The 25,699-nt window shown below is 55.1% G+C and carries 23 protein-coding genes and 1 tRNA gene; 17 read left to right on the forward strand and 7 right to left on the reverse strand.

Annotation, left to right across the window (positions count from 1 at the left end; translation table 11 throughout):
* Positions 1–177: 177 nt before the first annotated feature.
* Positions 178–254 (forward strand) — tRNA-Met (locus tag WBY09_RS18665).
* Positions 255–487: 233 nt separating this feature from the next.
* Here WBY09_RS18665 and WBY09_RS18670 read toward each other — a convergent pair.
* From WBY09_RS18670 to WBY09_RS18680, 3 genes are all read right to left on the reverse strand, one after another.
* Positions 488–1,441 (reverse strand): glycosyltransferase family 2 protein, encoded by a 954-nt coding sequence (locus WBY09_RS18670; protein WP_197145469.1) that lies wholly within the window; start codon positions 1,439–1,441, stop codon positions 488–490.
* A 213-nt stretch (positions 1,442–1,654) separates the two neighbouring features.
* Positions 1,655–3,613: a 3-hydroxyacyl-CoA dehydrogenase NAD-binding domain-containing protein gene (locus WBY09_RS18675; protein WP_197145468.1), complete on the reverse strand. Its 1,959-nt coding sequence runs from the start codon at positions 3,611–3,613 to the stop codon at positions 1,655–1,657.
* A 1-nt stretch (position 3,614) separates the two neighbouring features.
* Positions 3,615–4,451 carry an alpha/beta hydrolase gene (locus tag WBY09_RS18680; protein ID WP_197145467.1) on the reverse strand — a complete coding sequence of 279 codons (837 nt, stop codon included), beginning with the start codon at positions 4,449–4,451 and terminating at the stop codon, positions 3,615–3,617.
* A gap of 180 nt (positions 4,452–4,631) precedes the next feature.
* Here WBY09_RS18680 and WBY09_RS18685 point away from each other — a divergent pair, with 180 nt between their 5' ends.
* The 15 genes from WBY09_RS18685 (at position 4,632) to WBY09_RS18755 (ending at position 19,349) form a co-directional block, all read left to right on the forward strand.
* Positions 4,632–6,926, forward strand: a complete 2,295-nt coding sequence (locus WBY09_RS18685) for a bifunctional salicylyl-CoA 5-hydroxylase/oxidoreductase (protein WP_336233567.1) — start codon at positions 4,632–4,634, stop codon at positions 6,924–6,926.
* A 6-nt stretch (positions 6,927–6,932) separates the two neighbouring features.
* Complete coding sequence (locus tag WBY09_RS18690; protein ID WP_197145465.1) at positions 6,933–7,691, forward strand: SDR family NAD(P)-dependent oxidoreductase; 759 nt, start codon at positions 6,933–6,935, stop codon at positions 7,689–7,691.
* 2 nt (positions 7,692–7,693) lie between these two features.
* On the forward strand, positions 7,694–8,188 hold the full coding sequence (locus WBY09_RS18695) for a MarR family winged helix-turn-helix transcriptional regulator (protein ID WP_143588777.1): 495 nt from the start codon (positions 7,694–7,696) through the stop codon (positions 8,186–8,188).
* Positions 8,181–8,993 (forward strand): enoyl-CoA hydratase family protein, encoded by an 813-nt coding sequence (locus WBY09_RS18700; protein ID WP_197145464.1) that lies wholly within the window; start codon positions 8,181–8,183, stop codon positions 8,991–8,993. Before WBY09_RS18695 ends, WBY09_RS18700 begins: the two co-directional genes overlap by 8 nt.
* Positions 8,993–10,144, forward strand: a complete 1,152-nt coding sequence (locus WBY09_RS18705) for an acyl-CoA dehydrogenase family protein (RefSeq protein ID WP_197145463.1) — start codon at positions 8,993–8,995, stop codon at positions 10,142–10,144. Before WBY09_RS18700 ends, WBY09_RS18705 begins: the two co-directional genes overlap by 1 nt.
* Positions 10,145–10,169: 25 nt before the next feature.
* Complete coding sequence (locus WBY09_RS18710; protein WP_336233569.1) at positions 10,170–11,795, forward strand: AMP-binding protein; 1,626 nt, start codon at positions 10,170–10,172, stop codon at positions 11,793–11,795.
* The gene (gene kynU / locus WBY09_RS18715) at positions 11,792–12,985 is read left to right on the forward strand and encodes a kynureninase (RefSeq protein WP_197145461.1); all 1,194 of its coding nucleotides are present in this window, start codon (positions 11,792–11,794) and stop codon (positions 12,983–12,985) included. Before WBY09_RS18710 ends, kynU begins: the two co-directional genes overlap by 4 nt.
* A gap of 1 nt (position 12,986) precedes the next feature.
* Positions 12,987–13,835: a tryptophan 2,3-dioxygenase gene (kynA, locus tag WBY09_RS18720; protein ID WP_197145460.1), complete on the forward strand. Its 849-nt coding sequence runs from the start codon at positions 12,987–12,989 to the stop codon at positions 13,833–13,835.
* A 137-nt stretch (positions 13,836–13,972) separates the two neighbouring features.
* Positions 13,973–15,112, forward strand: coding sequence for an ABC transporter substrate-binding protein (locus WBY09_RS18725; protein WP_008891971.1), 1,140 nt, complete (start codon positions 13,973–13,975; stop codon positions 15,110–15,112).
* A 79-nt stretch (positions 15,113–15,191) separates the two neighbouring features.
* Positions 15,192–16,109 (forward strand): branched-chain amino acid ABC transporter permease, encoded by a 918-nt coding sequence (locus WBY09_RS18730; RefSeq protein ID WP_064781974.1) that lies wholly within the window; start codon positions 15,192–15,194, stop codon positions 16,107–16,109.
* Complete coding sequence (locus tag WBY09_RS18735; protein ID WP_064781973.1) at positions 16,109–17,095, forward strand: branched-chain amino acid ABC transporter permease; 987 nt, start codon at positions 16,109–16,111, stop codon at positions 17,093–17,095. Before WBY09_RS18730 ends, WBY09_RS18735 begins: the two co-directional genes overlap by 1 nt.
* Complete coding sequence (locus WBY09_RS18740) at positions 17,088–17,837, forward strand: ABC transporter ATP-binding protein (RefSeq protein WP_336233571.1); 750 nt, start codon at positions 17,088–17,090, stop codon at positions 17,835–17,837. Before WBY09_RS18735 ends, WBY09_RS18740 begins: the two co-directional genes overlap by 8 nt.
* 1 nt (position 17,838) lies before the next feature.
* Positions 17,839–18,528: an ABC transporter ATP-binding protein gene (locus tag WBY09_RS18745; protein WP_064781971.1), complete on the forward strand. Its 690-nt coding sequence runs from the start codon at positions 17,839–17,841 to the stop codon at positions 18,526–18,528.
* Between the two features lies 1 nt (position 18,529).
* The gene (locus WBY09_RS18750) at positions 18,530–18,961 is read left to right on the forward strand and encodes an acyl-CoA thioesterase (protein WP_064781970.1); all 432 of its coding nucleotides are present in this window, start codon (positions 18,530–18,532) and stop codon (positions 18,959–18,961) included.
* A complete protein-coding gene (locus WBY09_RS18755; RefSeq protein WP_063090420.1) occupies positions 18,954–19,349 on the forward strand; it encodes a RidA family protein in 396 nt (131 codons plus the stop codon). The genes WBY09_RS18750 and WBY09_RS18755 overlap by 8 nt, the downstream gene beginning before the upstream one ends.
* 85 nt (positions 19,350–19,434) lie before the next feature.
* Here WBY09_RS18755 and WBY09_RS18760 read toward each other — a convergent pair whose 3' ends face one another.
* The 4 genes from WBY09_RS18760 to WBY09_RS18775 form a co-directional block, all read right to left on the reverse strand.
* Positions 19,435–20,595, reverse strand: a complete 1,161-nt coding sequence (locus WBY09_RS18760; RefSeq protein WP_064781969.1) for an ABC transporter permease — start codon at positions 20,593–20,595, stop codon at positions 19,435–19,437.
* The gene (locus WBY09_RS18765; RefSeq protein WP_064781968.1) at positions 20,592–21,512 is read right to left on the reverse strand and encodes an ABC transporter permease; all 921 of its coding nucleotides are present in this window, start codon (positions 21,510–21,512) and stop codon (positions 20,592–20,594) included. Before WBY09_RS18765 ends, WBY09_RS18760 begins: the two co-directional genes overlap by 4 nt.
* 13 nt (positions 21,513–21,525) lie before the next feature.
* Positions 21,526–22,623 (reverse strand): ABC transporter ATP-binding protein, encoded by a 1,098-nt coding sequence (locus WBY09_RS18770; RefSeq protein WP_120225340.1) that lies wholly within the window; start codon positions 22,621–22,623, stop codon positions 21,526–21,528.
* Between the two features lie 158 nt (positions 22,624–22,781).
* Positions 22,782–23,924 (reverse strand): substrate-binding domain-containing protein, encoded by a 1,143-nt coding sequence (locus tag WBY09_RS18775; RefSeq protein WP_286791915.1) that lies wholly within the window; start codon positions 23,922–23,924, stop codon positions 22,782–22,784.
* A gap of 234 nt (positions 23,925–24,158) precedes the next feature.
* On the opposite strand from WBY09_RS18775, the gene pdxR reads away from it, so the two are divergent.
* The gene (gene pdxR / locus WBY09_RS18780) at positions 24,159–25,673 is read left to right on the forward strand and encodes a MocR-like pyridoxine biosynthesis transcription factor PdxR (RefSeq protein WP_286791914.1); all 1,515 of its coding nucleotides are present in this window, start codon (positions 24,159–24,161) and stop codon (positions 25,671–25,673) included.
* Positions 25,674–25,699 lie beyond the last annotated feature (26 nt).

A 25,699-nucleotide genomic window follows, 5' to 3' on the forward strand; every position in this document is an offset into this window, starting at 1 on the left:
GAAACCAGCCTGCGCCGATGGTACTTTGTCTTAAGGCACGGGAGAGTAGGTCACCGCCGGGCCTTCCAAATACAGCAACATATTCCCTATATACACTCCCAAACATCCAACGCCGCTTCAAACATGAGCGGCGTTATCTGTTTAAAGCCCAGCGCCTAAACAGAATACACCCACTGACGCGGGGTGGAGCAGCCCGGTAGCTCGTCAGGCTCATAACCTGAAGGTCGCAGGTTCAAATCCTGCCCCCGCAACCAACATTAAAAAGCTCGCCCTTGTGGCGGGCTTTTTAATGTTCGCTTGCCGGGTGCATACGGATTGGAACATCGCAAACAGGCCAATGCCTGTTTGCAGGTTCTTTGCGAAGGCCAATGGCCGGAGCTGGCGGAGCCCATAGGGCGCAGACTAATCCTGCCCCCGCAACCAAAACGACAAACCCCGCCATTGGCGGGGTTTGTCGTTTTAGTCTTGGGTCAGAAACCAAATGAGCTCAACCCTTTGCGGTCGGCGGAATGCGTACCCCGCGGTCAGGGCGGAAAGAAGCACAAGTGGCTAGTGTGCGGTCAAAGGCACTTCCGATGTTTGGGAAAATCTTAGCGTTAAGATACCGACAAAATTCTTTAGAAAACACGGTCGCGTTTTCTTGTCGTTTCACCCATGTCCAAGCGCGGCTTGTCGCGCGTTGAAGCATTTTGGTACGAACATTTGTATCCATATTGGGATGGTCGTAGATGAAATATGCAAGTGCAGCATTGAGGTCATGGAGAACCTGAGATCCTCCAGCCAACGCGGAAGCACGGTTGTTGGTCTTTTCGACGGTTGGGCACCAATTCAGAATGCTTGGAACAAGGACAAAGTCTGTCTGGTTTGCGAGGCGCAGCGTGAAAGAATAATCTTGAATAAAGACGCGCGGGTCACATCCGCCTGCAGCACGAACTGTTTCTGTCTTGGCGAGAACACACGTCAGGTTGAAAATTGCCAGTTTGAGGGCGCGCTCGATTGGATTAGCCAGGAGCTGTGGTTTTTCGTCTGACAATGGTAGGTCTGGTGCATCCATCTTCTCGGAGTTCGCGGAAACGACCTCGCCCAAGCTCCACGCGAGCCCGACATCGAACTGCTTTAGTGCCTTATAAAGTTCTATGGTCGCGCGAGGATGGAGAATGTCATCACCGTCGCAAAACTTGATAAAGGGACGTGTTGCTGCGTCAATGCCGACATTGGTTGCGATCGCGGGGCCAGCGTTTTTCTGGGTGATGATCTTTACGTTGTCGCGATTATTTGAACATTCTTCTAAAACAGCAAGGCTATTATCCGTCGAGCCGTCGTCGATGAAGATGTATTCACAGTCTCCGACGTCTTTTTGAGCAAAAATCGCGCTCAGTACATTGGGGATGAAATCTTCTTTGTTATAAAATGTTGCGACAAAGCTGACATCTGGCTTCAACGGTCCAATTCCTTCACAAGGCTTGCTGTTTGAGTGCTGCAATCAAGAATTTTGGTTGTTTTTGGTTCTCCAAGTGGACGCTTTTATCAGGCCCAACTGCATTAGTCACCTCTGTGGTCAGGCTGTCAAAGAGACCGGTCTTCACGCTGACGAAATGTCTAAAAACTGGAGGCGAGGTCTTCTGATAATGAATTACGCATACTGTTGCACCGCTTAGTCAGATACCGTCATAAATATCGGCCCACCCTTATGCCTCGGGAAGCCGTACCCATTGACCATGACAACATCGATGGCATCAGCACTGGTGGCGATCCCTTCTGACATGATCTTGTCGCCTTCATTCCGCATGGCGGTCAGGATGACATTCATAATTTCCGTGCTGGTGAAATCACGCCGGGTAATGCCCTTTTTCTCTGATTCGGCGATCACCAATGCATCGACCTCCGGATCAGGCTGAGCCTTGCCGTGTTCATCGTAACGATACCAGCCAAGGCCGTTCTTTTTGCCAAAACGTCCCATCTCGCAAAGGTAATCCCCCAAAGCGACATAACGTTCTGACGGATCGCGGAACGGGGCGAGGCGTTTGCGGGTGGCCCAGGAAATCTCAAGGCCCGCCATATCCTGCATGGCAAACAGGCCCATCGGGAAGCCGAATTCAACCATCGCGGCATCAATTTGATGAGGCAGTGCGCCGTCTTCGAGCATATATTCACAATGCTTGCGATAAGCCGACATGATCCGGTTGCCAATAAAGCCATCGCAGACCCCGCACGGTACCGCAATCTTGCCAAGGGCGCGGGCGAACTCGAATGCGGTCGCGAGGCTTTTGGCGTCGGCCTTGTCGGTTCGGACAACCTCAAGCAGCTTCATGATATGGGCGGGTGAGAAGAAATGCAGACCAATTACGCGCCGCGGATTAACGCTGCGCGCGGCAATTTCATTGATGTCGAGATAGGATGTGTTGGACGCAAGCACCGCATCGGCTTTGCAATGGAGGCCTAGTTTGCCAAAGACATCATGTTTGACGGCCATATCTTCAAACACAGCCTCGACCACCAGATCGGCATCAGACAAGGCAGCGTAATCAATGCTGGTCGAAAAGGACGCCATCAGAGCATCAAAACGATCTTGGCTGATCAGGCCGCGCTTGAGGCTGCCGGCAAGGTGTTTTTCAACCGTCGCACGGCCATTGTCACAGGCAGCTTCATCGCGTTCGATGATCGTGACATCAAAGCCCGCGAGCAGGGATGCAGTGGCAATGCCAGCCCCCATGATGCCGCCGCCAATCACACCGACCTGGCGGATCGGGTTCGGTTCGACACCCTTGAGTTCGGGCAGTTTGGCAACAGAGCGTTCGGCAAAGAAGATGTGACGCAGCGCCTTTGACTGATCGCTGTCACGCAGTTCGATGAATTTTTCGCGTTCAAAATCAAGGCCTGCATCCGGGCCGTGTTCGATACCATTTCGGATGGCGGAGATGGCCGCAAGCGGGGCGACCTGACCACGGGCCTTCTTTTTCGTCGCGGATGTTATGTCATCCCATTGCGCAGAGCTCGGCGCAGCAATGGGATCACGGGCAAGAAGCGATGCCGGTGTTTCACGACTGAGGATGGTTTTGGCAAAGTCGCGTGCGGCATCGCCCAAGGCACCGTGGGTAATCGCATCAAGCAAGCCGATCTCGTTGGCCTTGGTGGCCGAAACCGGTTTGCCGCTGGTAATCATCGAGATGGCCTCTGCGACCGGGACAAGTCGTGGCAAGCGGACCGTGCCACCAGCCCCCGGGATCAGGCCGAGGTTGACTTCCGGCAGGCCAAGTTTGGCGGTGCTATCGGCAATGCGGTAATGACAACCAAGGGCCACTTCCAGTCCACCACCAAGAGCGTGACCATGAATGGCGGCGATGACCGGTTTGGTTGCGGCCTCTATGCGTTTGATCACGTCGGGCAGGATCGGCGCCTTTGGCGGTTGGCCAAACTCGCTGACATCGGCACCGGCAATGAAGGTCTTGCCGTCGCAAATCAGGATCGCGGCGCGGATGTCATCATTGGCATCAATCTGATCGAGGGCATCGACGATCCCGCTGCGCACAACGTGGCTGGTCGCGTTAATTGGCGGGTTGTTGACGGTGATAACCGCAATGGCGTTTTCAAGTGTCAGTGTGACGGTCGACATTTTATGCGTCCTCTGCACTGATGGGGGAAAGCAGACAGGCAACGAGATCGGAATCCGGGTTGGCGAGATCGGCAATCACATTGAAATGATGTTTGTCCGGGGCATGCACACTTCGCGTGCGGGCGCCAAGGCCGGTCCAGATATTGGCCAGCAGATCGTTCTGGCGAACAAATTCCGGACGTTCATCCGCCCCGACCCAGCAGGTGATCGAGCACGATAACGCGGGCTTCAGAAGGGCAGCACTTTCATGTTCGGCTTCGGCCGCGTCCAGTCCGAGGGTATCGTTCATCGAGGTCCTCAGCAGCGGGCGAAGATCATGAAGGCCGGAAATGGAAACCGTGTTTTCGATCCGTGCCAGAATGGAGGACGAAAGCGGTGACGTGTGGCTGACCATGCGGCTAACCAGATGGCCGCCAGCCGAATGCCCCGTGATGCGGAGCGGACCTGCAATCTGGTCCGCGGCATGGGTGATTGCAGCCCCGATCTGGCGGGTAATGTCGGAAAGGCGCGCATCAGGGGCGAGTGTGTAGCTTGGCATGCAGACAGCCCATCCCTTGGTCACGGCACCATTCGCCAGATGCGACCAACTGGATTTGTCAAACGCCTTCCAGTAGCCACCATGCACGAACACGACCAAGCCCTTTGGCGTGCCGGCCGGGAGGAAAAGATCGTATTTTTCGCGGGGGGCGTTGCCATAGGCGATGTCAAGCCGGGCGCGATTGTCGCCACTCAGCTCGTCGCGAAACTTTGCCGACTGGGTCGCCCAAAGTTCCGGATAGGTTGCGGCATCGGCAATGTAATCGCCATTGGCATAAGCATCATCCCAGTCGGTAATCATTGTCGGTTCCCTGAAATTTCGTGCAGCACCTGTCTGGTGCATTCTGGTTATGGATCAAATTCTAGGCAAATCCGTAGATATTTCAAACTTAAAATATTTGTGCTTGAAATAAAATAAAACGAGGCGTACCGTTTTATCAGTTTCCCGAAACAACCAAACAAATCAGGAAGGGAAAAGCTGGTGAGAGTAGCTTGTCTGGGTGGCGGTCCTGCGGGGCTTTATTTTGCAATCTCGATGAAATTGCGCGACCCCGCGCATGAGGTTGTTGTGATTGAACGCAACAAGCCTGATGACACATTTGGCTGGGGCGTGGTGCTGTCTGACGAGACGCTGGACAATCTGGCCGAGAATGACACCAAAAGTGCCGAGGCCATTCGCGCCAACTTTTCCTATTGGGATGACGTTGCGGTTCAGTATCGGGGCGAAAAGACAATTTCCACCGGTCACGGGTTCTGCGGCATCGGCCGCAAAAAGCTTCTGATCTTGTTACAAGATCGGGCACGCGAACTTGGTGTTGAGCTTCGGTTTGAGACCGAGGCCGAAAGTGCCGCGCATTACGCCAAGGAATTTGATCTTGTCGTTGCCAGTGACGGCCTGAATTCCAGAACCCGCACGGAATTTGCCGAACATTTCCAGCCTGATATCGATACCCGCAAATGCAAGTTCGTCTGGCTGGGTACGCATCAGAAATTCGATGATGCCTTTACCTTTATCTTTGAGGAAACCGACAAGGGTTGGGTCTGGGCGCACGCCTATCAGTTTGATGACGAAACCGCGACCTTCATTGTCGAATGCACGCAGGAAACCTGGAATGCCTATGGTTTTGGCGAGATGTCCAAGGAAGAGTCGATTGCGACTTGCGAGGATATCTTCAAGGATCATCTGGGCGGTCACAATCTGATCAGCAATGCGCATCATATTCGTGGTTCGGCCTGGCTGAGCTTCCCGCGCGTTCTGTGCAAAAGCTGGTCACATGAAAACATCGTTCTGATGGGCGATGCGGCGGCAACAGCGCATTTTTCCATCGGGTCGGGGACCAAGCTTGCGCTTGAAAGCGCGATTGCGCTGGCCAACTACCTGCATTCCGAAGGTGACCTTAAGTCCGCCTTTGGCAAATACGAAGACGAGCGCCGTCTTGAGGTCCTGCGTCTGCAGTCGGCTGCACGCAACTCGATGGAGTGGTTTGAAGAAATCGAACGCTATTTCGATTTTGATCCGACCCAGTTTACCTATTCGCTTCTGACCAGATCGCAGCGCATCAGTCATGAAAACCTGCGCCTGCGCGATGCCAAATGGCTTGAAGGTGCGGAAAAATGGTTCCAGACTCAGGCGGGTCTTCCGGAAAGTGCACCGGTGCGTCATCCGATGTTTGTGCCCTATCAGTTGCGCGACATGTCGCTTAAGAACCGCGTCGTTGTGTCTCCGATGGCACAGTACAAGGCGGTTGATGGCTGCCCGACCGACTGGCATCTGGTGCATTACGCCGAGCGCGCAAAAGGCGGGGCAGGGTTGGTTTATACCGAAATGACCTGTGTCTCGCCGGAAGGCCGCATCACGCCGGGCTGCCCGGGTGCGTATGATGTCAGCCAAGAGAAGGCCTGGACGCGGATTACAGATTTCATTCATGCCGAGACGGATGCCAAGGTCTGCATGCAGATCGGTCATTCCGGGCGCAAGGGCTCGACCCAGCTCGGTTGGGAAGAAATGGATGCACCGTTAAAGGATGGCAACTGGCCGCTGATGTCGGCATCTGCCATCGCATGGTCGGACCGCAATGCGGTGCCCAAGGCCATGACGCGTGAAGACATGGATATGGTTCGTGATCAGTTTGTTGCATCTGCCAAAATGGCCGATCGTGCAGGCTTTGACATGATCGAGGTTCATGCCGCGCATGGCTATCTTCTGTCCTGTTTCATCAGCCCGGTCAGCAATATTCGCGATGACGAATATGGTGGGTCGCTTGAAAACCGGATGCGTTATCCGCTTGAGGTCATCAATGCCGTTCGTGCGGCATGGCCCAAGAATAAGCCGATGTCGGTGCGTATTTCGGCCAATGACTGGGTCGGTGATGCGGGGATTACGCCCGAAGAGGCGGTTGAGATCTCCAAAATGCTTAAGGCCAATGATGTCGATATTTGTGACGTATCGGCAGGGCAAACGACAACGGATGCCAAACCTGTTTATGGCCGTATGTTCCAGACGCCGTTTTCCGACCGTATCCGCAATGAAGCCGGTATTCCGACCATGGCGGTTGGCAATATCTATGAGGCCGATCACGTCAATTCGATCCTGATGGCCGGGCGTGCCGACCTTGTTTGTCTGGCGCGACCGCATCTTGCCAATCCGTATTGGACGCTGCATCAGGCAGCCAGCCTTGGCAACCGCACAGAAAACTGGCCGGCGCCATACTATGCCGGGCGTGATCAGATGTGCCGTCTTGCCGAGCGGGCTGAAACCATGACCGGAAAGGTATAAGCACCGATGGCCGATCTTGCCGTTCATAACGCATTGATCACCGGCGGCGGTTCCGGTGTCGGGGCCGTGATGGCCAGGATGCTTGCCGATGCCGGGGTGAAGGTTGTGGTATCCGGACGGCGATCAGATGTGCTGGCCGAAGTTGCTGAATATGAAAACATCACTGCCATCGTGGCCGATGTCACCGATGAAACATCAGTACAAGATATGTTCACGACCATGGTCGATGTGGTCGGCACCCCCGATCTGGTGATCGCCAATGCAGGGATGGCTGAAAGTGCACCGATTGGCAAAACATCGGTCGATCTTTGGCAGCGGACCATGGATGTCAATCTGACCGGGACGTTTTTGACGTTCCGTGAAGGATTGGCCGCGATGGATAAGACCAAGCCGGGGCGGCTGATTTCAATCGCATCGACAGCGGGGCTCAAGGGCTATGCCTATGTTACGGCTTATTGTGCGGCAAAACATGGCGTTGTGGGCATGGTCAAGGGTATGGCAGCCGAGCTTGCCACCAGCCCGATCACGATCAATGCGGTTTGCCCGGGCTTCATGGAAACGCCGATGTTGGCAAAGTCGGTTGAAAACATCGTTGCCAAAACCGGCATGAGCAAGGATGCCGCGCGCGCAAGCCTTGCCAAAATCAATCCGCAAAACCGGTTCATTCAGCCTGAAGAGGTTGCTGAAACCGTCATGTGGCTTTGCAGCCCCAAGGCGGCATCGATAACGGGACAGACGATTTCCGTTTCGGGAGGAGAAGTATGAACATGAACAAATCCGAAGCACTTTCCGAACGGGCAGGAAATGAGACGTCTGATCTGTCGAAGGCACGTTTACGCGCCTGGCTGCAAATCCTGAAGGTATCGCGCAAGATCGAGGGCGAGTTGCGTGAAAAGATGCGCCTTGAGTTCGGATCGACCCTGCCGCGCTTTGACGTGCTGGCCGCCCTTTATCGCGAACGCGATGGCATGCGCATGAGCGAGCTTTCAAAGTCTCTGATGGTATCAAACGGCAATGTCACCGGGATCGTTGATCGTCTGGTGGCAGAGGGATTGGTTGTTCGCATGCCGGTCGAAAATGATCGCCGGGCATCAATTGTGCGTCTGACCAAGGCCGGTGAAAAAGATTTCGCTGAACGTGCGTTGGTGCATGAAGGTTGGGTTTCGGATCTGTTTTCCGATTTGTCGTCTGGCGATGCCGATGCCCTGATCCGCATCCTGCGCAACATTTCCCATCATAACGAGGCGCCCCACCATGACTAAGATGGCAAACATCACGCCCAAACATTTCAACTGGCGCATGGAAGGCGACGTTGCGGTCATTTCGCTTGATCGCCCGGATCGCAAGAACCCGCTAACCTTTGAAAGTTATGCCGAGCTTCGCGATACATTCCGCGATCTGGTCTATGCCGATGACGTCAAGGCGGTCGTGTTTGGCTCGAACGGGGGCAATTTCTGCTCTGGCGGGGATGTGCATGACATCATCGGCCCGCTGATCGACAAGGACATGAAAGGCCTTCTTGAATTCACCCGCATGACCGGTGATCTGGTCAAGGCGATCATTGGCTGTGGCAAGCCGGTGATTGCGGCGGTTGATGGTGTTTGTGTCGGTGCGGGGGCGATCATTGCCATGGCATCTGATTTGCGACTGGCGACGGCGGCATCGAAAACCGCGTTCCTGTTTACCCGGGTCGGGCTTGCCGGATGTGACATGGGCGCGTGCGCCATCCTGCCGCGCATCATCGGACAGGGCCGCGCGGCTGAGCTTCTTTATACCGGCCGATCCATGTCGGCAGAGGAAGGCGAACGTTGGGGCTTTTATAATCGTTTGGTCGAAGCGGAGCTGCTTGAGGCAGAGGCGATTGCCCTTGCAACCCGCATTTCCCAAGGCCCGAACTTTGGTCACATGATGACCAAAACCATGCTGGCCCAGGAATGGAATATGTCGATCGAGCAGGCGATCGAGGCCGAAGCACAGGCGCAGGCGATCTGCATGCAGACCGAGGATTTCAATCGCGCCTACAAGGCATTCGTTGCCAAGGAAAAACCGGTTTTCGAGGGCGACTGATGGCAGATAAGACCTATCTTGATTGGCCATTCTTTGAAGACCGCCATCGTGAACTGGCGACAAAGCTTGATGATTGGGCCGCGGCCAACATCAAGGGTATCAATCACGAAGATGTCGATGCGGCCTGTCGCGATCTTGTCGCACGTCTGGCCAGTGGCGACTGGTTGCGTCATGCCGCGATTGATCCGGCTGACGCGGGATCAAAGCTTGATGTCAGATCGCTTTGCCTGATCCGTGAAACACTGGCGCGTTATGACGGGCTTGCTGATTTTTCTTTTGCGATGCAAGGGTTGGGGAGTGGCGCAATCTCCTTGTTCGGAACAAACGACCAGAAAGATAACTGGTTGCCAAAAGTACGTTCCGGTAAGGCGATTGCCGCCTTTGCGCTGACCGAACCGCAATCGGGCTCCGACGTTGCCAATATCGCGCTTGAGGCAAAGCGTGATGGTGATGACTTCGTCCTGAACGGTGAAAAAACCTGGATATCAAACGGTGGCATTGCCGATTTCTATTGCGTCTTTGCCCGCACCGGCGAAGCCCCCGGGGCCAAGGGTCTTTCGGCCTTCATCGTTCCGGCGAACGTGCCCGGCTTTGAAATCGCGGAACGCCTTCACACCATCGCGCCGCATCCGTTGGCACGTTTGAAATTTACCGATTGCCGTATTCCGGCATCCGCCCTGATGGGCAAGGGAGGGGATGGGTTCAAGATCGCGATGTCGGTTTTGGATGTTTTCCGATCGACCGTTGCCGCAGCCGCCCTTGGCTTTGCCCGTCGCGCGCTTGATGAAACCATCACCCGCGTTCAGGAACGCGAACTGTTTGGTGCGCCGCTTTTTGATTTGCAGATGGTTCAGGGGCATGTCGCGGACATGGCGCTTGATATCGATGCCTCGGCCCTTCTGGTTTATCGCGCCGCCTGGCTTAAGGATAGTGGGGCGCCGCGGGTTAGTCGCGAGGCGGCGATGGCCAAACTTTATTCAACCGATCATGCACAAACCGTCATTGATAAGGCGGTGCAAATTCATGGCGGCGATGGTGTGCGCAGCGGGCACATCGTTGAATCGCTTTACCGGGAAATTCGCGCCCTTCGCATTTATGAAGGCGCATCCGACGTCCAGAAAATAATCATCGCACGGCAAACGCTGGCGTAATAATGGCTGTATCAGGGACTTCACAATGCTCGGACCAACCGCACATACCGATAGCTTCACACGGGACAAGTTGCCCCCGTTTGCAGAATGGCCGGATATCAATCTGGATGGGTTTGATTATCCCGAATATCTGAATGCCGGGGTCGAACTGACCGACAAGATGGTCGAACAGGGATTTGGCGATAACACAGCCCTGATCGGCAATGGACGCCAGCGTACCTATAAGGAACTGGCAGACTGGACCAACCGGATCGCCCATGCATTGGCTGAGGATTACGGTGTCAAACCCGGTAATCGCATCCTGATCCGGTCGGCCAATAACCCGGCGATGGTAGCCTGTTGGCTGGCGGCAACCAAGGCCGGTGCGGTTGTGGTCAATACCATGCCGATGCTGCGTGCCGGTGAGTTGGGCCAGATCGTTGACAAGGCCGAGATCGAATTTGCCCTGTGCGATACCCGCCTGACGGATGAACTGGTGGCGTGTGCAAAGGACAGCAAGTTCCTTAAAAAGGTGATCGGCTTTGATGGTACGGCCAATCATGACGCGGAGCTTGATCGCATTGCCCTGACCAAATCGGTCAAATTCGAAGCGGTCAAGACCGGGCGCGATGATGTTGCCTTGCTTGGCTTTACATCGGGCACCACCGGCAGTCCGAAGGCAACCATGCATTTCCACCGGGATCTTTTGATCATTGCCGATGGCTATGCCAAGGAAGTGCTGAATGTCACCCCTGATGACGTGTTTGTCGGCTCCCCGCCGCTGGCCTTTACATTCGGGCTTGGCGGGCTTGCGATCTTTCCGCTGCGGTTCGGGGCGACCGCGACCTTGCTTGAAAAGGCATCGCCGCCCAATATGATCGAAATCATCGAAACCTATAAGGCAACGGTCTGCTTTACCGCACCGACTGCGTACCGCGTGATGTTATCAGCCATGGAAGATGGTGCTGATCTGTCATCGCTGCGCGCCGCTGTTTCGGCCGGTGAAACCCTGCCAGTCCCGGTCTATGAAGCGTGGATGGCAAAAACCGGCAAGCCGATGCTTGATGGCATCGGTGCGACCGAGATGCTCCATATCTTTATTTCCAACCGGTTCGGTGACAGCCATCCGGCCTGTACAGGTCGGCCGGTAACCGGATACGAAGCCAAGATTGTCGATGACAAAATGAACGAAGTACCGGTCGGAACCGTCGGGCGCCTTGCGGTGCGTGGTCCCACGGGATGTCGTTATCTGGATGACGTGCGTCAGAGCGTGTATGTCCGCGATGGCTGGAACCTGACGGGGGATGCGTTCTTTGTTGATGAAGACGGCTACTATCATTTCGCGGCACGCAACGACGATATGATTGTGTCGTCGGGCTATAACATCGCCGGGCCAGAGGTCGAGGCGGCGTTGTTAGCACATGCTTCGGTGGCGGAATGTGCGGTTGTTGGCGCGCCCGACGAGGAACGCGGAACGATCGTTCAGGCGCATATTGTCCTGGCCGAAGGGTTCGATCCAACGCCCGAGATGGCCAAAGCGCTTCAGGATCATGTAAAAGCGACCATCGCGCCGTTTAAATATCCGCGCTCCGTCGTCTTTATCGAGGCATTGCCAAAAACCGCGACTGGAAAAATCCAGCGCTTCAGACTGAAACAGGAACCGTCTGCATGACCGACTTTGCCGCCACCAAATCCCTGTTCCATATCCCGGAAGGTGTGATTTACCTTGATGGGAACTCGCTTGGCGTGCTGCCGAAAACGGCGGCCAACCGTGCTAAGGAGATGATCGAACAGGAATGGGGGGAAATGCTGATCCGTGGCTGGAACGATGCCAAATGGATGGAGCAACCCGAACGTGTCGGCAATCTTGTCGCGCGTTTGATCGGGGCGGCACCCGGTACTGTGGTGATGGGCGATACCCTGTCGATCAAGGTCTATCAGGCACTCGCAAGTGCGCTTGAAATGCGCCCGGATCGCAAGGTGATCGTTTCTGATAATGGCAACTTCCCGACCGATCTTTACATGGCGGACGGCCTGATCAAGTCGCTTGATCGTGGTCATGTGTTGAAAACACCGAACCCGGAAGATGTCGAAAGCCTGATTAACGAGGATCTGGCTGTGCTGATGCTGACCCAGGTGGATTACCGGACGGGCCGCATGCACGACATGAAACTCCTTACCGATCTGGCGCATGCCGCTGGTGCGTTGGTGATTTGGGATTTGGCGCATTCGGCCGGGGCTGTGCCGGTTGATTTGGCGGTATGCAATGCCGATTTCGCGGTAGGCTGTACCTACAAGTATCTGAATGGTGGTCCCGGTGCACCGGCCTTTATCTATGTCCGCCCGGATCATGCAAAATCTGCCCGTCCGGCACTTTCGGGCTGGTTGGGGCACGCAGCACCCTTCGCCTTTGATCCCGATTACACCCCGGCACCGGATGTGTCGCGCATGCGTGTTGGTACCCCGCCGGTCATTCAGATGACCGTGTTGGAAGAAGCCATGAAGGCATGGGACGGCGTTGACATGGTCGATATCCGCAAACGCAGTATCGAGCTGTGTGAACAATTCATCGCCGGGGTCGAGGCAAATTGTCCGATGTTGGAGCTGGCAAGCCCGCGCCATCCCGAACAACGTGGATCGCAGGTGTCGTTCAAGTTTGATCAGGGCTATGCCGTTATGCAGGCCTTGATTGCGCGCGGTGTGATTGGTGACTTCCGCGCACCGGATGTGATCCGTTTTGGTTTTACCCCGCTTTATATCGACAAGGGTGATGTTGATGGTGCGGTGAAGATTTTGGCTGAAATCATGGAAACGCGTGCTTGGGACAAGCCGGAGTTCCACAAACGCAACGCGGTGACCTGAGATGGCAAAGCAGACCTCGCCATATGATCCAAGCACGGAAGGTGCGCGCACGGATTTCTCCGATCAGATGTCCTATGGGGATTATCTGTCACTTGATGCGATCCTGACGGCTCAGCACCCGCAGTCCGATGCCCATGATGAAATGCTTTTCATCATTCAGCACCAGACATCCGAGCTTTGGATGAAGCTTGCCATTCGCGAAATCAGTGCGGCCCGCAAGGCGATCCATGGCGGCGATCTGCGCCCGGCGTTTAAGATGCTGGCGCGTGTGTCGCGCATTTTCGAACAGCTGAACAACGCATGGGATGTCCTGCGCACCATGACGCCAAGCGATTACACCACGTTTCGCGATGCGCTTGGCCCGTCATCAGGCTTCCAGTCCTATCAATATCGCCTGATCGAATTCATGCTGGGCAATCGCAACCACGCGATGTTGCGCCCGCATGCGCACCGCGAAGACATCACCGAAATGCTCAAGGCGGAGCTGGCAACACCAAGCCTTTATGACGAAGCCCTTTGCTTGCTGAATGCAGAGGATGGAATTGATGTGCCAGCAGACGTTCTGAACCGTGATGTGTCGGCACCCTATTTGCCTGATGATGCGGTGATTGCCGCCTGGCAAAAGGTTTACAGCGATCCGGGCAGATACTGGTCGCTTTATGAATTGGCGGAAAAGCTGGTCGATTTCGAAGACTATTTCCGGCGATGGCGCTTTAACCATGTCACGACGGTCGAACGCGTGATCGGGTTCAAGCGTGGCACTGGCGGCACGGGAGGCGTCAGTTACCTGAAGAAAATGTTGGAAGTAGAACTGTTTCCGGAACTCTGGCGGGTACGAACCGCGCTTTGAGGATGGACGGACCGGATGCAAATACTGCAAAATCAGGGGCAGGCATCAGGTTCACTAAAACCGTGGCGCATAAAGACATAAATGTCGCGGGATCAACGTGTTGCTAAATGAAAAATTGTATAAACACGGAGGCTTAAATGAAGGGTATTAAGACAACCATCGCAGCAGCTGCTGCTTTGCTTGCAGCCGGAGCTGCGCAGGCAGAGCCGGTCAAGGTGGGTATGATCACCACACTTTCTGGCGGTGGTGCAGGGCTTGGTATTGATGCACGTGACGGCTTTATGCTTGCTGTCAAACAGGCAAACAATCCTGATCTTGAAGTCGTAATCGAAGACGATCAGCGCAAACCGGATATCGCGGTTCAGCTGGCCGATAAAATGATCCAGCAGGACAAGGTTGATGTTCTGACAGGTATCATCTGGTCGAACCTTGCGATGGCGGTTGTGCCGTCTGCTGTGGCTCAGGACAAGATCTACATGTCGGTTAACGCGGCACCGTCGCAGCTGGCAGGCAAGGGCTGCAACAAGAACTATTTCAGCGTATCCTATCAGAACGACAACCTGCATGAAGCCGCTGGTGGCTATGCTTCGAGTGCGGGTTATGAAAAGGCGTTCATCCTTGCCCCGAACTATCCGGCAGGTAAAGATTCACTGACCGGCTTCAAGCGCTTCTTCTTTGGCGATATCACCAACGAAGTTTACACCAAGCTTGGCCAAACCGACTACGCAGCTGAAATTGCACAAATTCGTGCATCAGATGCGGATCATGTATTCTTCTTCCTGCCGGGCGGCATGGGCATCGCGTTCATGAAGCAGTATGCCCAGTCTGGCGTCGACAAGCCGCTGATTGGTCCGGCCTTCTCGATGGATCAGGGCATCCTCGGTGCCGTTGGTGACGCAGCACTTGGTGTGAAAAACACCTCGAACTGGTCGAAAGATATCGACAATCCGACCAACGCGGCTTTCGTTGAGACCTTCCAGGCTGAATATGGTCGTCTGCCGTCGCTCTATGCATCGTTTGGCTTCGATACCGCCAATCTGCTGCTGTCGGCGATGGATAAGGCAAGCATTTCGGACAAGGATGCCTTCCGTGAAGCCCTGCGTGCGGCTGATTTCAATTCCGTGCGCGGCAAGTTCACTTTCGGTCCGAACCAGCATCCGATCCAGGATCTGTATGTCCGTGAAGTCGTCAAAGAAGGCGATGTGCTGACCAACAAGATCATTGGTACGGCGCTGACGGATCACTCTGACGCCTATGCGTCGGAATGCTCGATGTAATAAAGAGCTGACAAGAGGCCGGGGGCCGGTTTCGAATTTGTAATTGGCCCCCGACCACCTTGTGACGGAGTTTCCAATAATGTTTTCTCTTTTTCTGGAGCAGCTGTTAAACGGCCTTCAGTCCGGGGTGATGCTGTTTTTGATGGCATCGGGGCTGACGCTGGTTTTCGGCGTGATGGGGCTGATTAACCTTGCCCATGGCTCCCTTTATATGATTGGTGCGTTTGCCTGTGCGGCTGTGGCTGCATGGACCGGGTCTTTCTGGCTGGGGCTTGTCGCCAGTCTGATGGCGGCTTCCATTGCCGGTGCACTGGTCGAAATGTTGATTATCCGCCGTCTTTATAACCGTGATCACCTTGATCAGGTTCTGGCGACTTTTGCGCTTATTTTGATATTTTCCGAAGGCACCCGCTGGATTTTCGGATCCTTCCCGCTGTTTTTAAGCGTGCCTGATTTCCTGACCGGCACTGTTATCTTGCCGGGCGGATCGCAATACCCGCTATTCCGTTTGGCTATTATTGTCGCCGGGCTTGCTGTTGCGGTCGGGTTGTTCCTGTTGATCGGCAAAACCCGTCTTGGCATCCGCATCCGCGCGGGCGAGGCTGACCGTGGCATGATCGCGGCCCTTGGTGTCGATATTGATCGTCTTTACACCATTGTCTTTGCCCTTGGGGCTGCGTTGGCCGGGCTTGCCGGTGCCTTTGTTGGCACGACACAATCGGTTCAGGTTGGCATGGGCGAACCGGTTCTGATTTTGGCCTTTGTCGTGATCGTCATTGGCGGCATCGGCTCCATTAAAGGCGCGTTGGTCGGCTCGTTGCTGGTTGGGTTTACCGATACGATGGGGCGCTTCCTGTTGCCGCATGCTTTTGCGACCTTCCTTGATCCGTCAAGTGCCACGGCGATTGGCTCGGCACTGGCATCCATGTTGATTTATATCGTGATGGCGCTGGTTCTGTTCCTGCGGCCAAGCGGTCTGTTCGGGGCGACTTCCTGATGACCATGAACCGCGAGTTTCTGATTAATTCCATCCTTGCGATTGCGCTCATCACCGTTCCGCTGATCGCGCTTGGCATGGATGAACCATTTATCATCACCCTGGCCACAAAGGTCGCGATCTTTGCCATGGCCGGTGTCGGGCTTAACCTTGTGCTGGGCTATGGTGGGCTTGTGTCGTTCGGGCATGCGGCGTTCTTTGGTATTGGCGGTTACGCTGCCGGTATTCTTGCCAGCCATGCGCTAAACTATGAACCGATCATGGAAAGCCCGTTCCTGATCGAAGGTACAACCCAGATGATCGTCATCTGGATTGTTGCCCTTGTGGTCTCGGCACTTGTTGCGCTGGTGATCGGGGCGATCACGCTGCGCACCAGCGGGGTCTATTTCATCATGATCACGCTGGCCTTTGCGCAGATGATCTATTACTTCGCAATCTCCTGGCCAGCTTATGGTGGGGAAGACGGGTTGTCGATCTATGTGCGCAATGGCTTCCCGGGGATCAACACCCTTGATCCGATCAGCTTCTTCGCGCTTTGTGCCGTGATGCTGGCGATTGCGATGGTGTTCTCGGCCGTTCTGATCCGCTCGCGCTTCGGTCTTGCCCTTCAGGGGGCGCGTCAGAACGCGCAACGCATGACGGCGGTTGGTATTGCGCCGTTTCGCATTCGGCTGGTTGCCTTTGTGATTTCGGCGATGATCACCGCCCTTGCCGGTGCGCTTTATGCCGACCTCAACCGCTTTGTCAGCCCGACAATGCTGTCCTGGCACATGTCAGGTGAAATCATGGTGTTTGTCATTCTGGGCGGGGTCGGGCGTTTGTTTGGTCCGCTTGCCGGTGCGGCCCTTTACATCATTCTGGAACATCTTCTGGGGGGTGTCTGGGAATTCTGGCAGTTGCCGCTGGGCGTGTTGCTGCTTCTGGTCGTGCTGTTTGCGCGCGGTGGACTTGTCGGTGTTCTGGCGGGGGAGCGTAAACATGTCTGATGCCATTCTTTCGCTTTCCGATGTCACCAAGCAGTTCGGGTCACTTCTGGCCAGTGACAGCGTCACGCTTGATTTGCGAGCGGGCGAAATTCACGCCCTGATCGGTCCGAACGGAGCAGGTAAATCCACCCTGATCAAACAGATCGCGGGCGAGATTAAATCTGACCGCGGCGATATCCATTTCAACGGTCAGAACATCAACGCGCTTGATGCGGTGGCGCGATCCCGCATGGGGCTGGCCCGAACGTTTCAGGTATCGTCCCTGATGCCGGAATTCTCGGTCCTGCAAAACGTGATGCTGGCGCGCCAATCGGTTAGCGGCAAGGTGTTTCGCTTCTTCAAGCCGGTTCTGGGTGACAAGTCGCTGGTTGATCCAGCGATGGCACAGCTTGAACGGGTTGGCTTGGCAGATCGTGTGCAAATGCGTGCAGCCGACATCTCACACGGCGAACGTCGCCAGCTTGAAATGGCCGTCGCCCTTGCACTTGAACCCAAGGCATTTCTGCTTGATGAACCGATGGCCGGCATGGGGCCAGAGGGCTCCAAACGCCTGACCGGTTTCCTTGATGGATTGCGCGGACAGGCACCGATCCTTCTGGTCGAACATGACATGGATGCGGTCTTTGCGCTCGCAGACCGGATTTCGGTTCTGGTGTATGGCCGGATCATTGCCACCGGCACGGTGGACGAAATCCGCGGCAATGATGATGTCAAACGTGCCTATCTCGGGGAGGAAGCCTGATATGACTGCACTTCTCGAACTTAGTGGCGTTACCGCGTTTTATGGCGCATCGCAGGCCCTGTTTGGCATTGATTTGTCCCTCAACGAAGGCGAGGCCGTCGCCCTTATGGGCCGTAACGGCATGGGCAAAACCACCACGATCAAAACCATCTGTCGCATGATGGAACATCGTGATGGTTCGATCCATTTTGCCGGGCAGGATCTGGCGAAGATGCCATCGCACAAGGCGGCCCGCCTTGGTCTTGGTCTGGTGCCCGAAGGACGCCGGTGCTTTGCCCAGCTTAGCGTAACCGAAAACCTGATTGCTGCTGCCCGCCCGGGCGAATGGGATTTTGATCGTGTGGCGGGACTGTTCCCGCGTCTGGCCGAACGCCGTGATCAAAAGGCCATGACCCTTTCGGGGGGCGAGCAACAGATGCTGGCGATTGGCCGGGCGCTGATGACCAACCCACGTTTGCTGATCCTTGATGAAGCAACCGAGGGACTGGCCCCCGTCGTGCGTCAGGAAATCTGGGCGGCGATCAATCAGCTTAAACAATCGGGGCTGACTATCCTTGTGGTCGACAAGTCGCTTAAGGAACTTTCGGGTGTCGCTGATCGCTATGTGATTGTCGAAAAGGGCATCACGGCCTGGAGTGGGGCGGTGAATGAACTGACCGACGATCTGGCTGACCGGTATCTGGGGGTCTGATATGGGGGCATTCACCTATCAGCAGAAGGTTCTGTTCCAACATTGCGATCCGGCGGGGATTGTTTTCTATCCCCGCTATTTCGAGATGGTGAATGCCACGGTCGAGGAATGGTTTGATCAGGTCATCGGGTTCGGGTTTCCGACCATGCATGGCCCGATGAAGGTTGCCGTGCCGACAGCGGCACTCAGTGTCGCGTTTACTGCGCCAAGCAAGCTTGGCGATGTTTTGGAATTCTGTCTGATCCCGACCCGGATCGGACGTTCCAGTTTAGAGCTGGAAATCACCGCACGATCAGGTGCCGAGCAACGCCTGAAAACAACGGTCACCCTGGTCTTTACGAAACACGGGGCCGGAAAGTCAGTGGCATGGCCAGATGATTTGCGTGCCAAAATCGAAAAAGAAATCAATCAAGTGGTAGAAAACAATGCATAAAATCATTCAGCCGGACGGATGGAAACAGCCCAAGGGATATGCCAACGGCGTCTTGGCCGATGGTGCCCGACTTTACATCGGTGGCCAGATTGGCTGGAACGAAGATCAGGTCTTTGTTGCCAAGGATTTTGTCGGCCAGATGGAACAGGCGCTTAAAAACATTGTTGCCGTTCTGGAAGCCGCTGGTGGCAAGCCCGAACACATTGCCCGACTGACCTGGTATGTCACGGATAAAAAGGAATATCTCGCCCATCAGCGCGAAGTCGGGCAGGCCTATCAGCGCGTTCTTGGCAAGCATTTCCCGGCGATGACCATGGTTGTGGTCAAGGAACTCGTCGAAGACGAAGCTCTGGTCGAGATCGAAGCAACCGCCGCCATCCCATCCTGATCAAGCATTAGGACATGACGGAACAAAAAAGGGCAGCACATCACGTGCTGCCCTTTTTGTTGATCAGCTTGCCGGAAGGTGATTTTTAATTGCCTTCCCGGGCACTGGTTCCGAGGTTCTCGGGCGAGAAGATGTTGTTGCCAAACGGGCTTGGTGCCGATGCACCGCCCTCATCACCGCCAAGCGGGCCAAGGTTGGGCATGGTCGGGGCTGGCACAGCCTGTTGTGGTGTGTTGATCGATTGCTGTTCCATCAACTGCTGTTGCAGGGCGCGCTTTTCTTCAAGGACTTGCGCCGTGCAGACACTGGAATCATGGTTCTGGATAAACAGAACCGCGGCAAGTGTCAGAACCCCCAAAATCACGGCCACCGTTCCTGGATGGGTCGCGATCTTCAAAGCCGGACGTTCGGCAATCACATGGGCCCAGCCCTTGGTGTAATAGCGATTGCGGCATTCATAAATGATCGCACCGATGAGCGTGATGGCGATAATAATCACCGCCACGGCCGAGATTGACGGGTCAAGACCATACCGCACCTTCGATGACAGAACCGTGGTGAAGGTGCTGCTTGAAACAATCGTAAACACGGTGGTGTTGTAGTTTTCAAGCGATGCCAGAAACGCAAGAACCGTCGCCGAACCAATCGCCGGTGCCATGAAGGGCAAAAGCACTTTGACAAACGCCTGTGTTGGCGTGGCCCCCATATCAAGGGCCGCTTCGGTAAGCGTGGTGTCAAACCGCTGGATACGTGACAGGAACACAAGCATCGAATAAGCGGCGATGAAGGTCACCTGACCAAAGATGGTCAGGAACGTTCCGTCATAAAAGAAGCTCTCATACGGTGCATTGAAAAGGGTGCCGATCCTGTCCCAGAAAATCAGGGTCGAAAGACCGATGACAACGCCGGGTACGAGAATGGGCGCAATGAAGATCGTATAAAGGGCTGCGCGTAATTTGGGCCCAACCTGTGACAGTGTGATTGCGGCTGCCAGTCCGATTGGAATGGCAACACAAACAACGCCCACCCCGATCAAAAGCGAATTACCAAGCCCGGAAAGAAGCTTGTCATCGCTGGCAAGCTTGCCAAACCAGTCGGTGGTAAAACACTCCCACGGCGATACGCGCGGGAAGGTCGATGAGTTGAACGCGGTGATCACCATAATGATCAACGGTCCGAACAAATAGGCAAAGAACAGGGTCAAATACAGACCGGGGATCAATGCAGTCGGGGATTTCATCCTCATTGTTTGATCTCCCCGATCGATACCTTGAACAGGCGCATCACCAGCAGGACAAGCGCGATACAGACAATCAGCAGAACCATCGCATAGGCCGACCCACGCGGCCAGTTGCCGCCGGAGTTAAACCATTGATAGACTAGCTGCGTGAACCACAGGTTCGATGGGCCTCCCAAAATCTGCGGTGCAGCAAGGGCGCCGGATGTCAGCATGAAGACCATCGTCATGCCCGATGCAATGCCCGGCTTGGCATAGGGAATGACAACCTTGGCATGGACCTGCCACCAGTTGGCGCCCATGTCACGCGCGGCTTCGATCTGGTTACGATCAAGGCTTTCAATCGCGTTATAAAGCGGGAAGATCATCAAAAGGATGTAGGCATAAGCCAACCCGGCATAGAGCGCGACGTCCTGGCGGATAAAGTCAATTGGCGTATCCCAAAGGCCAAGCCCCATGCCGGTTTCATTGATCACACCCGTGGCGCCAAACAGAATACGAAACGCAAAGGCACGCAGGATTTCGTTGATCCAGTACGGCACGATAAGCGCCAGTACCAGCAAGCGCGCCTTGGCACCGGTCGATGATTTCGCCAGCACAAAGGCCACCGGATAACAGATGATCAAATCGAACACTGTGACAAACACAGCCGCAAGCAGCGTTTTGAACAGGATGCCGATATCAAGGGTATTTAACCCGTCGGACGCGCCACTTCCCTGGAAGAAATAGCGATATTGCTCAAGGGTATAAACGTCTTCGGGGCCGCCAATCTTGGCCGGTGGCAGGTTAAAGCGGAACGAATAATCCAGCATGGTCAGTTGCGGCAGGATGATCAGAATGAACACCCAAAGGCTGACCGCAAGCATCAGATAGATCGAGACAGCCATCCCGTTGCGTCTGACAAGGTCGTAAAAAAGATCACGCATGATACGGGCCCCCTTACGCGCTGGCCAATTCGCCCGGTTTGAGCGCAATGCCCATTTCCGGTGCGAAATCGAGTTTGACCGGGGTATTGGCATCAATCGCGTTGGTGCCATCATTGATCAGCGAAAGCTTAAGGTCCGTGCCACTCGCATTCATCACGATATGGCGCATATTGCCTTCGAACTCTTCGGTAACGAAGTTGGTTTCGAACTGATTGATTGCACTATCGTCTTTCGAAAGCCGAAGCGCTTCGGGACGCACGAACAGATGACACGCATCCCCGGGCGCCAAGGCAGGGCCGCCCGCCGGATGGTTTTCGACCGTAAAGGGGGTGCCAAGACCCGCATCGATTTTCATCACCTTGCCGTCGTTGGACAAAACCGTGCCATCAAGCACATTGTTTTCACCGACAAATGACGCGACAAAGCTTGTCGTCGGGTGATCATAGATCGCCTTGCCATCGCCGATCTGTTCGATCTTGCCCTTGTTCATCACGGCAATGCGGTCTGACATGGTCAGTGCCTCACCCTGATCGTGGGTGATGTAGATAAAGGTCAAACCGACTTGTTTTTGAATGGCGCGCAATTCGGTGCGCATGTGTTGACGCAGTTTAAGATCAAGGGCCGATAACGGTTCATCAAGAAGAAGAATGTCAGGCTCAACCGCAAGGGCGCGGGCAATCGCCACACGTTGTTTCTGACCACCGGAAAGTTCGCTGACTTTTTTGTCGCCCTGACCGGGCAGAGCAATCAGTTCAAGCAATTCATCGGCACGTTTGCGCCGGGTTTTCTTGTCGACACCGCGCACTTCAAGCGGGAAGGCGATGTTATCAGCGACCGAGCGAAGCGGGAAAAGGGCAAGGTTCTGGAAAATAAGGGCGGTGGGGCGTTTGTTCGGGCCAACGCCACGCATGTCCTGACCACCGATTTTAACCTTGCCGCGTGTCGGTTCCTGAAAACCGGAAATGCAGCGCAAAAGCGTTGTCTTGCCACAACCTGATGGGCCGAGAAATGAAAAGAACTCGCCACCCGCGATGTTCAGATTTGCTTTATGGACAGCGGTGAATTCGCCGAACTCTACCCAGACATGCTCAAGCGAAATTTCTTTGGTCATAGAACTGACAACCCCCTGAAAACGTCAAAGCCCGTCCGCCCGTAAACACAGGCGATACCGGAATTATTGTTGTTTGAAATGGATCGGCCCTAGGATCATATCCCTGGAAACCCAAAAAGGGCGACACGCGCAAAGTCGTGCCGCCCCAAAGATCGGAATCAGGCGCTTTCGAAGCGGTTCACATATTCAGTACGCATGTCGGCATACCACTGTGGTTCGGACGGCCAAGGGTTGAGGTTGGCCAATGCTTCGCCCGGATAGGCATCTGCAAAGTTCTTGGCATAGGCTTCGCCAGCGAACTTGTCGGCACCCAGAACCGGGGAGTTGTAACCGTGATGGTCAATTGCCTCACCTGCCAGTTCCGGCATGTAGGCATATTTGATGAACTCATAAGCCTGTTCGATGTTTTCGGCACCGGTCGGCAGGGCAAGGCCATCGACCCATGCCAGCGCACCTTCTTTCGGGGCACGATACATGACCGGTTCGCCAGCCGTTTTAAGTGCAAGCGGCGGGCCATCCCAGGTCTGGCCAACAATGACGCCTTCGTTCAGAAGACCGTTCTTCTGGGTGTCGGCATCGTTCCAGATCAGTTTGATGTTGCCTTTACGCGCAATGCACCATTCGGTGATCTTTTCCCAGACCGGGCGCATTTCTTCTTCGGAGGTGTAGGCCTTCCAGACCGAACCCGGGGCCAGTTTGCCCGTGGTTTCCATGTAAAGACCTGCACCCAGCATCATGGAATGCGCGCGGCCCATGGTTTTGCCGGCATTGGCTTCGGACCAGACATCGCCGTAGGACGGGAACATGCCTTCTGGCTGGAACATATCGGTACGCCACGCCATGCCTTCGGTGCCCCAGATATGTGGCAGCCAATAGGTGGAGCCAGCCTCAAACGCCCAATCGGTGCTGCCGATCTTGGCCATTGCCGGGTTCACGGCCTCAATGGCGACTTTGGACATGTCAAACGGTTGAAGCAGTTCCAGTGCCTTCCACTGAAGGGCACGGTTGTTGGTCGGCGATACGATATCAAAACCGCGACCTTTGGAAGCCTTCATCTTGTTGATGATTTCCTCGTTCGAGCCGATGCCGGTGTAGTTCACCTTGATGCCCGTTGCATCGGTAAACGATTTGAGGAACGTCTCTGGCAGATAATCAGACCACATCAGAATGTTGATTTCGCCAGAGGATGCGAGTGCTTTTCTGCTGATAATTGCAGGCATTGCAAGTGCCGAACCGGCGGCAAGCGAACCTTTAAGAAGTGTGCGCCGGTTAAGTTTCGGGCCGGAAGTGAACTTGGTCATCCGTATGTCTCCTGATAGCAGGGATTTTTCCCTTATGTGCGGCGCACCATGCGCCTCCCTGGTGGACATAACTTCCCTGAACCGACCGCATTATGATCGCGGTTCTTGTTCCTGCTTTATCGCATTGACAAAATGGTATATCTGCCGGTTACTCTAGTAATAGAGCCACAAGGCAAAAACTATGGTGCCACGCCGGTTAACGTGCTGCAGTGCCGAATAAAAGGGGCATAACCGATGCTCGACATTCGACTTGAGGATCCGGCAATTGCTGGTCAAACCCTGCAGCAACAGCTGCATCAGGGCCTCGTCGATGCGATTCTTGAAGGTCGGTTGCCGTCGCATGAACCCTTGCCGTCGACCCGCGATCTGGCGTCCGCCCTTAAGGTGTCACGCAATACGGTGGTGCTGGTTTATCAACGCCTGCTCGATGATGGATATCTGACAGCCGTCTGGCGGCGCGGGCATTTCGTCAATGAGCAATATATTCGCCAGCAACTGCGCCTGAGTGTGGATACGCGCACCGCTTCGCTGTTTACCAAGGAACGCGATCCTGATTTGTGGCGACGCCATTTGCAGTTCCGCCCGACCGAGGCGCGTAACATCGTCAAACCGGCCAACTGGCGCGATTTTCCCTATCCGTTCATTTACGGACAGGTCTCACCTGACAAAACCACCATTTCGCGCTGGCGCGATTCCATGCGGCTGGCCGGGTCGCTTGCCCATTCGCAAAGCTGGGTTGGTGATCAGGTCGATATGGATGACCCGCAACTTCTCGAGCAGATCATTACTCGCATTCTGCCCCATCGCGGTTTGCGCGCCCATCCGGAACAGTTGCTGATTACCATCGGTGCGCAAAACGCGCTGTTTCTTGTCGGGCAGCTTCTGGCAGGGCGGGGCAGGACAGTTGGCGTCGAAGACCCGGGCTATGTGGATGCGCGCAATATCTTTGCCTCCACGGGGGCTGAAATCTGCCCGCTTCCGATTGATAGCGACGGTCTTGCCAACTCATCCGTGCTGTCGAACTGCGATATGGTCTACACCACGCCATCGCACCAATGCCCCACCAGTGTGACCATGTCACTGGATCGCCGTCTTCAGCTTGTTGAACGGGCGCGCAAGGATGACTTCATCCTGGTTGAAGATGATTACGAGCATGAGCTGAATTACCTTGGTCATCAGCGCGCGGCCCTTAAAAGCTACGATAATTCCGGCCATATCATCTATATCGGCAGTCTGACCAAGCTGATGTTCCCCGGCTTGCGGATTGGTTACATCCTTGCCGACAGTGAACTGATCAAGGAATTGCGTGCGCTGCGTCGCCTGAATTACCGCCACCCATCCGCGCAGGATCAGCGCGCCATGGCGTTGTTCATCGGCGAAGGTCATCTGGACTCACACCTGCGCCGGACGCGTGATCGCCTGTCGGAAAAGTGGCAATTGATGCAAAACGAAATTTCCCGGCAACTACCCGAATTGAATGTCACCCCGACCACGGGCGGGTCAGCAGTTTGGGTTAAACTGCCCGACAATATCGATGCTTGGGCCGTCCATCGCGAAGCCGCTAAACGCGGGGTTTTGGTCGAGCCGGGCGATGTGCATTATTGTGATCCCGACCGCGCACCGCGTGATCGCCTCAGACTGGGGTTTGCCGTGATTGAGCGCGATCAGATTGCGCCCGGCATCACTCAGTTGCGCAATGCCATCATGGCGGTGATTGCTGAAAACAGGAAAGGGACCGCCGCACAGTAAACTGCATGGCGATCCCTTCATCCCGA

This window comes from Thalassospira sp. CH_XMU1458, from assembly GCF_037027205.1.
In the GTDB taxonomy this organism is placed as follows: domain Bacteria; phylum Pseudomonadota; class Alphaproteobacteria; order Rhodospirillales; family Thalassospiraceae; genus Thalassospira; species Thalassospira tepidiphila.